We start from the raw sequence: 14,040 nt of genomic DNA, 5'->3' as shown, positions 1-14,040 counted from the left end.
GTTCATCGTTTCCATGAAACGATGAACCGCTCTAAGCGGCGCTCACTCCACGAGGAACGGGGCGATGAATGGCGCGCTCCACGAACCGCCGATGAAGAAGGTCTCCTTCGGCGGCTCGACGCCTTCCTCTGCCGGAGCGGCCGGAACGATGTTGCCGGACAGCGCGATGCCCCGGCCGGCGAAGGGCACCAGGCCGCCCAGCGTTATCTTTTCCTGGGAAGTCAGCCTGATGTCGGCCTTGTCGATCCAGGCGATGCCACCGGCCAGCGTCGCCTTGAAGTCGATGCCGTCGATCGGCAGTTCGCCATTGGCGATATCGGCCAGCGGGAAGAAGGTTCCCTGGTCGTTGTGCTCGCGGAACGATTGCAGGTTGAGGCCGGGGATCGTGCCCTTGCCGATGGTCGCCGAGATCGAGCCGTCGGCGGTTTCCAGAACGCTCTGCAGATCACTGCCGCGTCCCTTTATGAACACCGAGAACGACCCTGGAGCGTTAGGTATCAGGTTGGTGAGGTTCAGCGTCGACGCCACCGCCTTGCCATTGACGTTCTCGGCGTTGACGCGCAATTCGGCGTGGTTGTTGTCCTCGATGCTGTCAAGGCGGACACCGATCTGGACCATGCCGCCGAACGCCGTCGCGTCCGAGATGTCGAGGCTCATCAAGCCATCGCGGACCTGCGCCGTGGCGGCGACGCCGGTCATCGACACCGAGCCGGCGGTGGCGGTGGCAGCAGACAGCCTGAGATCGAGATTGAGCCGGTGGGCGACCGGCGAGGCCGCCGGGTCGTCCGAATCCGGCGCCAGCGCCAGCATCAGCGAGCGCAGGTCGAGCGACTTGAAGGCAAGCGTGCCGGTCACCGTCGGATACGGCGCCGTGAAGCCGATGTCGAAAACCCCGGTGGCGCTGTTTTCGCCAAGCCCGATCTCGGCGTTCTCGAACTTGATGCGGGTCAGATCGCCGATGACGTTGCTCTTGAGCGAGGCGGCCTTGATCGTGCTGCCCGGCCAGTCCTCGCGGCTCGTCCATTCGAGCACCCGCTGCAGGGAGGGAGCCGACGTCTCGATCCGGCCGTCGATGAAGGCATTGCCGTCGAAATCGGCGCTGCCTGCGAACGACAGCGACACTGGCGCGGTCTTCAACGTCACGGAGAGAGGAGCCTTGCCGCCGGCAAGCAGCACGAGCGGCTGTTCGCTGGAGGCTTCCACGACGATGCTCTCGCCATGCCAGATCCCGCGCGCCGTCAGGGCGGCCGAGCGGTTGAGCGCCGGCCAGCTCAGCGTGCCGGCAAGGCCGCTTGCCAGAGGAGGCTGGGTGCGATCCGAGGCGGATATGACGCGTCCGTCCTCGATCTCTATCGTTGCGAAGGCGTCGCTGGGCAGCGCGCTGAGGTCCGGCGTGTTCGGATTGGCCTTCAGGAGCTCCCTGGTGAACTCGATCGACTGCGCGAGCCGGCCCCATTTGGGAATGGCCTGGAAGCGGGGCGCGTCATTGGCGCCGTTGACCCGCAGGACCGGGCGCACCAGCCGGATCTTGGTGAAGACGACCTCGCCGCGCAACGCCGCAAGCGCCGAAAGGTCGATCTCGACGCGTTCCGCCTCCATCACCGGCGGCCCCTGATTGTCGCGCCAATCCGTCAGGACGACGTCGTTGAGGATCGCTTTGAACGAAGGCCAGACACGGATTTGCGGAGCATCGTCGAGGCGGACGCGATAGCCGCTCCAGGCGCTGACCTGCTGGGCGACACTGTCGCGGACGATCTGGGTCGAGGCGATGATCGGCAGGCACAGGATGGCGACCACCGCGATGACCGCGGCAATGCCGAGTGCCCAAATGCTTTTCGTCATTGCCGATCCGGGCATGCTCTCCGACCCATTCGGCCGCGCTTCACCGACCAATTAAAACCTGTAACGGGTTTAAACCAGGCGATAGGCATTTCAAGGATTTGTAGCGCAATGCCCACTTATTGCACGGTTTTCTTGTTCGGATCGTCTGCCGCCGTTTCGTATCGTGCGTCATCCTAAACGCGGACGGCTTTGCAGGGAGATGCGGTCGTGGAAGATTCTTCGCACTGCAACATTGCCGGAACCGGGGCAGAAATGCATAACAAGGCCGGTCATGATTGGGATCTCAGGAGGATGACATGAACCAGGCCGGGCCGTTGTGGACGCCAACCGAGGAACAGAAGGGCAAGGCGCCCCTCGCGGCCTTCATGAAGCTGGCGGAAGCCGCGTCCGGAAAGGCGATGCCGGACTATGAGACGCTTCATGCGTGGTCCGTCGACGACCGGGAAGGCTTCTGGTCGCTGGTCTGGGATTTCTGCGGCGTGATCGGCGAGAAGGGCGAGCGGGTGCTGGTCGATGGCGATCGCATGCCGGGAGCCTCCTTCTTTCCCGACGCGCGGCTGAATTTCGCCGAAAACCTCCTGCGCCGCACCGGCCAGGGTGATGCCATCGTCTTTCGCGGCGAAGACAAGGTGGAGCGCCGCCTGTCCTGGGACGACCTTCGCGCCCTGGTCTCGCGCCTGCAGCAGCTTTTCCGTGCGCAAGGGCTGAAGGCGGGCGACCGGGTGGCGGCGATGATGCCCAACATGCCGGAGACCATAGCCGCGATGCTGGCGGCCGCCTCGCTCGGCGCCGTCTGGTCGTCCTGCTCGCCGGATTTCGGCGTGCGCGGCGTGCTCGACCGCTTCGGCCAGATCGAGCCGACGATCTTCATCGCGCCCGACGGCTACTGGTATGGCGGCAAGGCCTTCGACGTGACCGACAAGGCCGCCGAAGTGGTTTCGAAGCTGCCGAGCGTCAAGCTGGCGCTGATCGTCGACTATCTGGGCCATGCCGGGGCGGCGGCTCAGAAGATCGATCGCGCCGAGGCTTTTTCGTCGGCGATAGCCGGCTTCGATGCCGGCGAGCCGACATTCGAGCGGTTGCCCTTCGCCCATCCGCTCTACATCCTGTTTTCCTCCGGCACGACGGGCATTCCGAAATGCATCGTCCACTCGGCGGGCGGCACCTTGCTGCAGCACATGAAGGAGCATCGCCTGCATGCCGGTCTCACGCCGGGCGACAGGTTCTTCTATTTCACCACATGCGGCTGGATGATGTGGAACTGGCTGGCGAGCGGCCTGTCGTCCGAAGCCACGCTGCTGCTCTATGACGGCTCGCCGTTCCACCCAGACGGCAATGTGCTTTTCGATTTCGCCGAAGCCGAGCGGATGACCTATTTCGGCACCTCTGCCAAGTTCATCGACGCGGTGCGCAAGGCGGATCTGAAGCCGATGGAGACGCATGACCTTTCGTCGTTGCGCACCATCTCGTCGACCGGCTCGCCACTGGCGCCTGAGAACTTCGAATTCGTCTACCAGGCGATCAAGAAGGACGTGCATCTCGCCTCGATCTCCGGCGGAACGGACATCGTTTCCTGCTTCGTGCTCGGCGTGCCGACGCTGCCGGTCTGGATCGGCGAGATCCAGGCGGCCGGCCTTGGCCTGGCCGTCGAGGTGTGGAGCGAGGACGGCAAGCCCATGGCCAGCGGCAAGGGCGAACTCGTCTGCACCCGCGCCTTCCCGTCCATGCCGATCGGCTTCTGGAACGACCCGCAGGGCGAGAAATACCACGCTGCCTATTTCGACCGGTTCGACAATGTCTGGTGCCACGGCGACTTCGCCGAATGGACCCCGCATGGCGGCATGATCATCCACGGCCGCTCCGACGCCACGCTCAATCCGGGCGGCGTGCGCATCGGCACGGCGGAGATCTACAATCAGGTCGAGCAGTTGCCGGAGATCCTTGAGGCGATCTGCATCGGCCAGGATTGGGAAGACGACGTGCGGGTGGTGCTCTTCGTGCGCCTCGCCGAGGGGGTGGTGCTGGACGAGGTGCTGGAAAAGACGATCCGCACCAAGATCAGGACGGGCGCCAGCCCGCGTCATGTGCCGGCCAAGATCATCCCCGTGAAGGACATACCGCGCACCAAGTCGGGCAAGATCACGGAACTCGCCGTGCGCGATATCGTCCACGGGCGCGAGGTGAAGAACAAGGAGGCGCTCGCCAATCCCGAGGCGCTCGACCTCTACCGGGACATCGCCGCGCTCCGGCAGTAAAGCGGGATGAGGAAAAGTATGAAGGGGTTTTCCGCCCGCATACCGCTCCAACTTAAGCGATCGCCATGGTTAAGGATCGGTGAAACCGAAATTTACCGAGATTTCACAGATGATACACTTCGGTAAACTCGCAGGCATTCCGGTAAGGTCTCGTTAACGGATCGCCGCGATAGTGAGGGCAACTTGACGAGCCGGGCGGGACGCATTTCGCCTGACGGATTTGCCGGATGTTCGCCAAGCCCGTTTTTTGACAGCATTCCAAGACCCTTCAGAGCGCCCGATCCGGGCGCTTTTTTTTGCCCGCGGGCCGCCGGGATCGATGGCGGGATGGATCAGGTGTTGTGATCCCGCATCAGCGGGCGCGACAGGAGGATCACCGGCACGATGGCCGTGGCGATGATGAGCAGCGCGGCGACGGCGCCGTCTTCCACCGCGCCGCGCGAGGCGTTCTCGTAGACATGGGTCGCCAGCGTGCGGAAACCGAAGGGGCGCAGCAGGATGGTTGCCGACAACTCCTTGACCGTGTCGACGAAGACGAGGATCGCGGCGGTGAGCAGCGCCGGCTTCAGGAGCGGCAGAAGGACCTGCATGGCGCTCTGGTTGGCCGTCTTGCCGAGGCTGCGGGCCGCCAGATCGAGGTTGGGCGGCAGCTTTTCGAGCCCCGACCGGATGGCGCTCTCGGCAAGCGCCAGGAAACGGATGGTGCAGGCGATGACGATCGAGGCGGCCGTGCCGGTCAGGAGCAGGCCGGTCGACACACCGGCAAACTCGCGCGCCACGCCGTCGACGAAATTGTCGATACGGGCCAGCGACAAGAGCAGCCCGAGCGCCAGGATCGTGCCGGGCAGCGCATAGCCGATCGAGGCGAGCCGCACCAGAAGCATCGTCGCCGGCGAGCGCGACAGGCGGATCGCGTTGAGAAGCAAAAGGGCGAGGACGAGGGTCAGCACGGCGGTAACGCTCGCCACCGCGATGCTTGTCAGGAAGGCCTGCAGCACCTGCGGGTCGGCGAACTGGTAGAGGCGGCGCGCGACGTACTGTCCGAAGACGTAGAGCGGGATGCCGAAGCCGAGGAGGATCGGCACGGACAGCGCTGCAAGGACGAGGATGCCGCGCCCGGGGGCGAGCTGCGTGCGCGGCGGCCGGGCGTGCATCTGCGTGCCGCGGGCGGTGTGGAACCGTTGCTTGCGCCGCGCCCACTGTTCGGCCGTGACGAGCAGGAAAACGATGACCAGCATGATGGCGGCGATCTGCGCTGCGCCTTCAAGGCTGCCGCGATTCAGCCAGGTCGAATAGACCGACAGGGTCAGGGTCCGCACGCCGAGATACTCCACCGCGCCGATGTCGTTGAGCGTTTCCATCATGACCAGGGCGAGGCCCGCAATGATCGCCGGCCGGGCGACGGGCAGCAGGATGCGGAAGAAGACGCGCGAGGGCGTCGCGCCGAGCGTGCGGGCGACATCGGCGATGTTGCGTCCCTGCATGAGGAACACGACGCGCGCGGTCAGGTAGACATAGGGAAAGGTGACGCAGGTGACGACAAGGGCCGCTCCCCAGGTCGAGCGGATGTCGGGAAACCAGTAGTCGCGCCCGCTGGTGAAACCGAACATGGCGCGCAGGCCCGATTGCACGGGCCCGACATAGTGGAAGAATTCGCCGAAGGCATAGGCGGCGAGATAGGGCGGAACGGCAAGCGGCAGCACCAGAGCCCAGGCGAGGAAGCGCCGCAGGGGGAAATCATAGGCGACGACGGCCCAGGCGCAGCCCGCGCCGATGATGCTGGTGCCGGCGGCGACCAGGACGAGGAGCAGCAGCGTCGTCGCGAGCGACTGCGGCAGCACATAGCGTAAGAGATGCGGCCATTCCCCGCCGGAGCTTCCGGCCGCCACGATCAGGACGGCGAAGATCGGCAGGAGCACCGCCAGGGCCACGACGACGCTTCCCGCAGCCGCCAGGATGTGGCGTTCGCCGCGAATGCGCGGGAAACGCTGATCCGGGACTGGAACGGTCGAGGCGGGATAGGCGGTCATGGCTTTGCGGTGGCGGTGTCGCCGTGCTTGGAAAAAGCAAGAAGCCGGACCCCATGGGGCCCGGCTTCACGGAAACCTCGCAGATCAGCTCTGCGGGCCGTCATCGAGGCCGACGCGGTCGACCATCTCGGAAGCGGCCTTGCGGTATTTGGCGACGTCGGCGAGCGGCAGCGCATCCGGCTTCAACTCGCCGAACGACTGCACCGTCTCGGAGATCTTGGCGCCGGGCAGGACCGGATACTCGTAGTTGGTCTCGGCGTAGATCGCCTGTGCCTCGCCGCTGCCCAGGAAGCGCATCAGCTCGAGCGCGTTCTCGCGGTTGGGCGCGTGCTTGGCCATCGCCATGCCGGAAATGTTGACATGGGTGCCGCGATCCTCGGCATTCGGGAACAGGACCTTGATGGCGCCGGCCCATTCCTTCTGCTCCGGCTCCTTGTCGTTGTTCATCATGATGCCGACGTAATAGGTGTTGCCGATGCCCAGGTCGCACTCGCCGGCAAAGATCGACTGCGCCTGCGAGCGGTCGTTGCCGTTCGGCTTGTTGGCGAGGTTGGCCTTCAGCCCCTTCATCCATTCTTCGGCCTTCTGCTCGCCGTGGTGGGCGATCATCGAGGCGAAGAGGGCGATGTTGTAATTGTGCTGGCCGCTGCGCATGCAGATCTTGCCCTTCCACTTGGGATCGGCAAGCTCCTCATAGGTGATCGTGTCCTGCTGGACGCGCTCCTTGGAGGCATAGATCACGCGGCCGCGCGTCGTCAGGCCGAACCAGTGGCCCTCGGGATCGCGGAACTCGGCGGGAATCTCGGAGTTGACGACCTCGTCGTCGACCGGCTGGGTGACGCCCTTTTCCTTGACGTTGACGAGGCGGCCGATGTCGACCGTCAGCACGACGTCCGCCGGCGAATTGGTGCCCTCGGCGGCGATGCGGTCCTCAAGTCCCTTGTCGAGGAAAAGGACCTCGGTCTGGATGCCCGTCTTGGCGGTGAAGGCGTCGAGCAGCGGCTGGATCAGGAACGGCTGCCGATAGGAATAGATGTTGACGACACCGTCGGCCTGGGCGGTGGGCAGCGATGCGGCGAAACCGCCGGCGAGCGCGAGCGCCGCAAGGCCGGCCTTCGCTGCATGATACTTCTTGACAAACATTCTTTGTCTCCTGGCCTGTGGGAGTAAAGGTCCCATGGAAAGAGCCGAGGCGTTGGTGCCTCAGCGCCCGGCTTCTGGGAGAAATTTCCGGGAACGTCAAGGGAAAAGCAAGCAATAACAGTAGTTTAGAAATATTCTAAACTACTGGGGTCAGCTTTTGCCGAACCCGTCGCCCCGCGCCTTACTCGGCAAGCACGCGCGTCGGCGGGAAGGACACCTCGACGAGCGTTCCCTCGCCGGGCGCCGAATTGATGGAGAAGGAGGCGCGGTTGGCCTCCACCATGGCCCGCGTGAGCGGCAGACCGAGGCCCGTTCCATCGCCGCGCTTTCGCTTCAACGTGTTGATTTGCTTGAAAGGTTTCAGGGCTTCGTCGATTTCGGCCGGGCTCATGCCGACGCCCGTGTCGCGCACGCGCATGATCACCGATCCGTCTCCGGCATAGGCCGTCGACACGATCACCTGGCCGCCCGCCTGCGTGTAGCGCACCGCGTTCGACAGGAGGTTGAGGGCGATTTGCCGCACGCTGCGCGGGTCGGCCACCACGTCGGGCAGGTTGGAGGCGAAGCTGGACCGGATGATGACGCGCTCGCGATTGGCCTGCGGCTGCATCATCGCCACCGTCTCGCCGAGCACGTCGTTGAGCGGAACGGCCTCGTAGTGCATTTCCTGTTCGCCCGCCTCGATCTTGGAGATGTCGAGGAGATCGTTGACGAGGTCGAGCACGTGGTTGCCCGAGCGGTTGATGTCGCGCAGATAGTCGCGATAGCGGTCGTTGCCGATCGGGCCGAACTTCTCGTCGATCATCAATTCGGAAAAGCCGATGATGGCGTTCAGCGGCGTGCGGATCTCATGGCTGACGCGGGCGAGGAACTCGGTCTTCTGAGCCGAGGCGCGCTCGGCTTCGGCACGCGCCTGGGTCAGCTCCTCCGCGGTCCGCTTCCACTGCGTGATGTCCCGCAGCACGGCGCAGAAGCCGCTTTGGTGCGGCAGGCGGCCGATGGTCATGAACAGGGGGATGAAGCGGCCCTGCGCCTCGCGGCCGATCACCTCCAGGCCGTCATTCAGCACGCTTGCCACACCGTTGTCCGACAGGCCGTTCAGGTATTCCTGCACCGCGCGCTGGCTTTCGATGGCGAACAGGGCCGTGAAGGGCTTGCCCGACACATCCTTGGCGTCGAAACCGAACAGCGCTTCGGCCGGCCGGTTGGTGGAGCGCACCCTGCCTTCATTATCGATGATGGCGACGCCGTCCGTGGCCGTGTCGACGATGGCGCGCATCTCGGCCAGATGCATTTGCAGTTCGGCGGTGTCCACGCCGGCATCGGCGAAAGAATAGGCTTGCGCGATTTCGTGCGCTGGAGCGGTTTCTTCCGTAAGCGTTGCCGCGGCCGGTTCTGCCCCGCGCCGCAACGCCAGCAGCAGCGCCTTGCCCGCTCGCCACGGAACGGATTGCAGATGGGCGCGGACGGCGATCGTTTCGCCGCTGGCCGCCTTCAGGTTCAGGCAGCGCCCTTCGGCGGTGATATCCGCAGCCTCGTACGGCTCGGGAAACAGGGCATCGATGCCGCCGGCCCGCTCCAGTGCGGACAGATCGTCATAGCCGGTCAACGCGAAGAAGGCCTGGTTGGCATAGTGCAGGACATCGCCGGAATGGACGAGGATCGGCAAAGGCAGATGCGTCAGCAGCACCGCGTCCGCCGGCTGCAGCTCAGCGGCGCCCTGGAAGGCCGAAGGCAGGAACGAAGGTGCGGCAGGCGAGGCGGTTTCGGGGGGCTGCGGCGGCGCAGGTTCCCTTCCGGACGCGCCGAGCGGCTGCGTCTCCTTCTCGGCTGCCGCGGCTTCTCGCGCTTCATCGTCCGCCGCGGCTGCTTCCCTAGCGGTGGGCGCGGCCGGCTCGGCCGGCTTTTCGACCTCTGTTTCTTCAGGCGCGGCGGGTTCCTGCGTCGCGTCGACATCGTCGGCGGCGCTTTCGCGCCGCAGCCGATCGCCGATCTCCCGGAAAGCCGTCTGCTCTGTCGGCGACAGGGCGCCCTCCCTTGCCGGGGCACGATGTTCGGCAAGGCGGATGATCTTGTCGCTCTCGTGGCTGTCGGGCCTGTCGCTGACGCGTTGCGGCCTGGCCGCCTCCGGCGGCGTGTCCGCTGCGCCGGGCGTGGCGTCCTCGGCGTCTTCTTCTTCTTCTTCTTCTTCGGATGGGTGGGCTGCGGCCTCCTCGGCGCTCTCATCCATGTGCGGCAGGGGCGCACCCGGCGTCAGCACGAGCCCGATTCCTTCAGGATCGGGCACGGCATCGCCCAGCCGCACCAGCCCGAAACCGTGGAAGCCCTCGAACACCCTGCCGCGCCCATAGACGGGCAGGGCGGCGAGATCGACCGGCACCTTCATGTCGGTTCCGGCAAGCGGCCACAGGACCGTGCGTCCCGACCACGTGTCGCGGCGTTCGAGCAGGGTGGAAATGCGCCCCTCCGGGTCGAGGCCGAAGGCATTGGAGACGTCGCGGAAGCGGCGGCCCATCACATCCGCCGCGGCGGCGCCCACAGCCTCCTTGAAGGTTTCGGACAGGGCCGTGAAGCGCCCTTCGGCATCGGTTCTCCAGGCAAAGCGCACCGTGCCGGCGAGGTGCGCCGGAGAGCCGGCAGCGGATGTTCCTGCGGACGTGCTGCCGGATGCCTCGGCCGGCGTGTCGACGACCGCCACCGCCGCTTGCTCCTCGATCGCCGGTTCGGCTGCATCGGACCGGGCAGGCGGTGCCGCAACGGGCGGGTGCTGCGGCGCTTCGTTCTGCTCGTCGACCACGATCAGCAGGTGCGATGCGGGCTCGTCGGTCAGCCGGGCGAGCGCCGCCGGCAGCCTGCGGGATGTTTCGTCGACAAGCCGCTTCACCAGGCGGTCCTCTTCCTCCCGCACGTCGGCGACGAGGTCGCGCAGCGTTGCCGGCGCGATGCCGAGGCGGGCAAAGCCCTCGGAGGCCGCACTGACCCGGCCCTCGGCATCGATGAGGGCGGCGAACTGGCCTGCCGCATCGAAACCTTCCACCGCAGCGGCGGCCCGCGTCGCCTCGTCACGCAGGCGCAAGGCGGCCGCCGGCCGGGCCAGAAGGATGGCGCCTTCGCCGTCGGGCAGCCTGACCGCGCTGGCGTGGAGATTGACGGCGGGGGCGGAGAGGCCGCGCGCCAGACGGACGGCGATGGCCCGGTCGTCGCCGATGTCGGGATAGCGCGGCGTGGCGGCGATCTGCCGGCGCGCCGTGACGGACAGGCCCGCCTCCGCGCCGATGGCGGTCGCGATGTTTTCGAAACCGAGCAGCGCCGCACCGGGACCGTTGGCCCACAGCACCTCGGTGAGATCGGTGGACAGGATGACCAGCGCATCGCCGGCCGCGAAGCGTCTGCGAACCTGATCCAGCACCGCAACGTCAACGAAGGAATATGAGACTGACGCCATTCAAACGAACCGATAGATCATCCCTGGGGGCGGTGGATCGCAAGCCCGGTGCTCCGATCTCCGCGGAAGGTCCTTAGCAGCATCGGGGCGGCCGTTAGCACCCTTCGCACACGGCAACCCGACAACGGCATTAACAACTCATTAATAAATGCATGTGGCGGCGCGGTCCACAAATGCGTGCCAGGCCAGTCGCGGAAATCTTGATGGTTGGTTAACCGGAGCGGCGATTATATTGCGGTGCAAAAATTTTGTTGCAATGCACAAAAGCCTTTGCTATATGGGATGCATAAGACAAATCGATCAGCCGCTTCAGCAGGAAGCGAGCGAGAGCGGCATGAAAAAGAGGATCGCGGTATGACCACCAAGACCACGCAGAAAGACACGGAAGCGGTTGAGTTCCCAACGTTCGATGCGACGAAGGCAAGCGAGCAGTTCCGCGCCTTTGCCGAGAAGGGCGCCGAGCAGACCAAGGAAGTCTATGCGCGCCTGAAGGCCGGCGCCGAAGACGCCCAGAAGGCGTTTGAAGCGACCTTCGAGAGCGCCAAGACGGCCGGTAACGAGTTCACCAGCAAGTCGATCGCCGCCCTGCGCGAAGGCGCGGAAGCGAATCTGGCTCATCTCGAGGCGCTCGCCGGCGCTCGTTCGCTGGCCGACGTGATCGAGCTGCAGAGCACCTTCCTGCGCAAGCGCATGGAAGTTGCGGCCGACCAGATGAAGGAGTTCCAGGCGAACTCGCAGAAGTCGGCCGAGGTTCTGGCGAAGCCGATGAAGGACGCCTTCGAGAAGGCCGTCAAGGAACTTCGCATCGCCTGAGGCGTTGACGAACAGAACACCCGGCAGCGAAACCTCCTCCCATCGCCGCCGGGCTGGGCCGAAACCTCCTCCCTTCGGTCCTCTCATGAAAAAGACCGGGATCCTCCCCCCGGTCTTTTTTATTTTTGGGCATCTCGTTTTGTTTGACGATCGCCGTTCGTTTTGGCTTGAAAAGCCGATGATTTGCCCTTATTGACGCGAACGCCGGTCACGGTGTCGGGCGGTTGTAGCTCAGTTGGTTAGAGCGCAGGATTGTGGCTCCTGAGGTCGGTGGTTCGAATCCACCCAACCGTACCATTTCTCCTCGTTTCATTCTCCAGACAGATCTTTGCTGTGTTGCGCGCTCCGGCGATTGCTTCGTGCTGCCCGGATCGCTTCAGATTCGGCGCTACACCTCCGTGTCGCCTTGCCGGCCGAGGAGCCGCGCCTCGGTGGGCGTTATCCCGTAGCGGAGCCGGAACTGACGGTAGAACGTCGACGGTTCCGTGAAGCCGGCCTCGAACGCGATGTCGGCGATGCGGCGCAGGAACTGCCGCCGGTCGGTGAGGCAGCCATAGACATAGGCGAGCCTTTGCGCCGTGACATGGTCCGAAAAGCTCGTGCCCTGCTCGGCGAAGAGCTGGCGGATGTAGCGCGCGCTGATCGAAAAGCGCCGCGAGACCTGCTCGGCGCTGAGATTGGGGTCGTTGAGGTTGCGCGCGATGTGCTGCTTGATCGCATCGAGCCGGGCCGCCCGCACGCCGGGCGGCTGTGCATGTTGCTCCACGCTGCCGAGGGAGACGGCGAGGAGATCGGTGATGTGACGAGTCGCGAGAGGTTCGAGCGTCGCCGCCGCATCGATATGCAGCAACGACCACAGATAGCTGAACAACAGGTTGTGCGCCGGATTGGCGCGGCCGATCGCATCGGCGCGAACGTCGTCGAGATTCTTGACGAGAGGGGCGAGCAGGGATCGCTTGAACTGCAGCGCCATCGTCCACCGTGAATCCGCGCTCGTGATGGAGAAACCGCGATCCATGGGCAGCATCGCCGCCGTGCCGGGCCGCGTGTCGAAATCGCCCTGTCCGGGCATCGTCAAGCGATAGCCGCCCCGGTTCCAGGAAAGCACGATGTCGTCGTTGCTGTCGGCCATCAGGTCCGGCGTCCGGTGCCAGTTCATGGGCGAGACGGAGCCCTTGGTCAGCATCATTCCGGGAAAGATGAGCGTGCGTGCGGCGAAACTGAGCGCGTGGTCATCGCTCGGCTTGATCTGCAGCCGCATCTGAATGCGCCCATAGAAATCGCGGATGAATTCGTCGCGCTGATGCTCGGGAATTTCATCCGATGAGAATGTCGCTACCTGGGGAGTCTCCGGAAGCATGGCCGCCACCCGACAAAATCACGGTAAGGTGAGCGGATCGGGTCTGAGTTGCAAGAGACAATTCACCAAACGACGGGGTGAGTTCCGCTGCTGCAAGAGCCAGTTCCGTTCCCTCCAAACGTCCACGCAAATTCTCTGCTAGCAGTAGCTTCCGATAGGGAGCTTGGCGGCAGGCATGAGGCGAAGGGACGAAGGGGCCGCTTCGGGTCGTGTCGCGGTCGCCCGGATTTCCGGTGCGGCAGAGGAGTGTGAATGCACGGCTTTCAGGGGACGCTTTCGGATAACGAGCGGAATGCCGATGCGCGGGCGCCCCTTGTCTGCGTGCTGCAGCGCTGGGGCAAGTGAAACACCAATCTTTTTACGGGGAATATATCCAATGAAGACGACATTCTTAGCCGCGGCGCTGCTGCTGACCGCGGGGCAGGCTCTTGCGGCCGATCCGGTGGTCTATGAGCCCGCTCCGGTGCCGCCGGCGGTGGCCGAGACCTATGACTGGACCGGTCCCTATATCGGCGTGTTCGGCGGTCTCGCCGTCGGCGACATGGAATATGTCGCCCGGCAGATCTTCGCCGACGGCAATCCGCCACCGCAGGAGACCGATCTGGACATCTCGGCGAGCGGCTTTCTGGGCGGCGTCCAGGCCGGCTACGACTGGCAGTTCGCCGAGCGCTGGGTGATCGGCGCCGTAGCCGACATCGCCGTCACCAATTACGGCGCCTCCGTCACCGCCTCGATCAACGGCACGGAGGTGTTCGACGGAGAATCGCAGGTGAAGTATCTGGGCACGGTGCGGGCCAGGCTCGGCCATGCCTGGGACCGCACCCTGGTCTACGCCCATGGCGGTCTCGCTTACGGCAAGACGGAACTGGACGTGACGGTGGGCGGCGTCAACGTCATCAACGAATCCCAGACGCGCACCGGCTGGACCGCGGGTGCGGGCTTCGAGTTCGCGGTGACGGAGAAGCTGTCGCTGGGGTCCGAATACGCCTATGTCGACCTGGGCTCGAAGCAGATCTTCGACAATGGCGAGGGGCTGACGCTCCGGGACGACGTCGCCTTTCACACGCTCAAGGCCTTCGTGAACTACCGCTTCTGATCGTCCCTCCAGTCGACAGAAGATCGGCCAATACAGCGCCGTGCGTCTGAATAGAC

General features: G+C 64.9%; 8 protein-coding genes and 1 tRNA gene. 4 read left to right on the top strand and 5 right to left on the bottom strand.

Going from position 1 to position 14,040, the window contains the following annotated elements:
- Positions 1 to 42 precede the first annotated feature (42 nt).
- Positions 43 to 1,842, bottom strand: coding sequence for an AsmA-like C-terminal region-containing protein (locus tag NUU27_RS22735; RefSeq protein WP_257764585.1), 1,800 nt, complete (start codon positions 1,840 to 1,842; stop codon positions 43 to 45).
- Positions 1,843 to 2,138: 296 nt separating this feature from the next.
- Here NUU27_RS22735 and NUU27_RS22730 point away from each other — a divergent pair, with 296 nt between their 5' ends.
- Positions 2,139 to 4,097, top strand: coding sequence for an acetoacetate--CoA ligase (locus NUU27_RS22730; RefSeq protein ID WP_257764584.1), 1,959 nt, complete (start codon positions 2,139 to 2,141; stop codon positions 4,095 to 4,097).
- 332 nt (positions 4,098 to 4,429) lie between these two features.
- Here NUU27_RS22730 and NUU27_RS22725 read toward each other — a convergent pair whose 3' ends face one another.
- The 3 genes from NUU27_RS22725 to NUU27_RS22715 form a co-directional block, all read right to left on the bottom strand.
- Entirely contained in the window at positions 4,430 to 6,127 is a 1,698-nt protein-coding gene (locus NUU27_RS22725; protein ID WP_257764583.1) for an iron ABC transporter permease, read from the bottom strand.
- A gap of 84 nt (positions 6,128 to 6,211) precedes the next feature.
- Positions 6,212 to 7,270, bottom strand: a complete 1,059-nt coding sequence (locus tag NUU27_RS22720; protein WP_257764582.1) for a Fe(3+) ABC transporter substrate-binding protein — start codon at positions 7,268 to 7,270, stop codon at positions 6,212 to 6,214.
- Between the two features lie 181 nt (positions 7,271 to 7,451).
- Complete coding sequence (locus NUU27_RS22715; RefSeq protein WP_257764581.1) at positions 7,452 to 10,715, bottom strand: PAS domain S-box protein; 3,264 nt, start codon at positions 10,713 to 10,715, stop codon at positions 7,452 to 7,454.
- 354 nt (positions 10,716 to 11,069) lie between these two features.
- Here NUU27_RS22715 and NUU27_RS22710 point away from each other — a divergent pair, with 354 nt between their 5' ends.
- Together NUU27_RS22710 and NUU27_RS22705 are read left to right on the top strand one after the other, a co-directional pair.
- Positions 11,070 to 11,528 (top strand): phasin, encoded by a 459-nt coding sequence (locus NUU27_RS22710; RefSeq protein WP_257764580.1) that lies wholly within the window; start codon positions 11,070 to 11,072, stop codon positions 11,526 to 11,528.
- A 220-nt stretch (positions 11,529 to 11,748) separates the two neighbouring features.
- Positions 11,749 to 11,825: transfer RNA gene (locus NUU27_RS22705), tRNA-His, on the top strand.
- A gap of 91 nt (positions 11,826 to 11,916) precedes the next feature.
- Here NUU27_RS22705 and NUU27_RS22700 read toward each other — a convergent pair.
- Positions 11,917 to 12,888: an AraC family transcriptional regulator gene (locus tag NUU27_RS22700; RefSeq protein ID WP_257764579.1), complete on the bottom strand. Its 972-nt coding sequence runs from the start codon at positions 12,886 to 12,888 to the stop codon at positions 11,917 to 11,919.
- 376 nt (positions 12,889 to 13,264) lie between these two features.
- Here NUU27_RS22700 and NUU27_RS22695 point away from each other — a divergent pair, with 376 nt between their 5' ends.
- Positions 13,265 to 13,984 (top strand): outer membrane protein, encoded by a 720-nt coding sequence (locus NUU27_RS22695; protein WP_257764578.1) that lies wholly within the window; start codon positions 13,265 to 13,267, stop codon positions 13,982 to 13,984.
- The last annotated feature ends 56 nt before the right edge of the window (positions 13,985 to 14,040 follow it).

Origin of the sequence: Nitratireductor sp. ZSWI3 (assembly GCF_024655565.1) — a bacterium.
Taxonomy (GTDB): Bacteria; Pseudomonadota; Alphaproteobacteria; order Rhizobiales; family Rhizobiaceae; genus Nitratireductor.
Note: the sequence above shows the minus strand (reverse complement) of the source record. Positions and strands in the feature narration are given on the sequence as shown.

Coding starts and splice junctions, on each gene's coding strand:
- NUU27_RS22735 (WP_257764585.1), bottom strand. CDS start 1,842: ATGACGAAAAGCATTTGGGCACTCGGCATTGCCGCGGTCATCGCGGTG.
- NUU27_RS22730 (WP_257764584.1), top strand. CDS start 2,139: ATGAACCAGGCCGGGCCGTTGTGGACGCCAACCGAGGAACAGAAGGGC.
- NUU27_RS22725 (WP_257764583.1), bottom strand. CDS start 6,127: ATGACCGCCTATCCCGCCTCGACCGTTCCAGTCCCGGATCAGCGTTTC.
- NUU27_RS22720 (WP_257764582.1), bottom strand. CDS start 7,270: ATGTTTGTCAAGAAGTATCATGCAGCGAAGGCCGGCCTTGCGGCGCTC.
- NUU27_RS22715 (WP_257764581.1), bottom strand. CDS start 10,715: ATGGCGTCAGTCTCATATTCCTTCGTTGACGTTGCGGTGCTGGATCAG.
- NUU27_RS22710 (WP_257764580.1), top strand. CDS start 11,070: ATGACCACCAAGACCACGCAGAAAGACACGGAAGCGGTTGAGTTCCCA.
- NUU27_RS22700 (WP_257764579.1), bottom strand. CDS start 12,888: ATGCTTCCGGAGACTCCCCAGGTAGCGACATTCTCATCGGATGAAATT.
- NUU27_RS22695 (WP_257764578.1), top strand. CDS start 13,265: ATGAAGACGACATTCTTAGCCGCGGCGCTGCTGCTGACCGCGGGGCAG.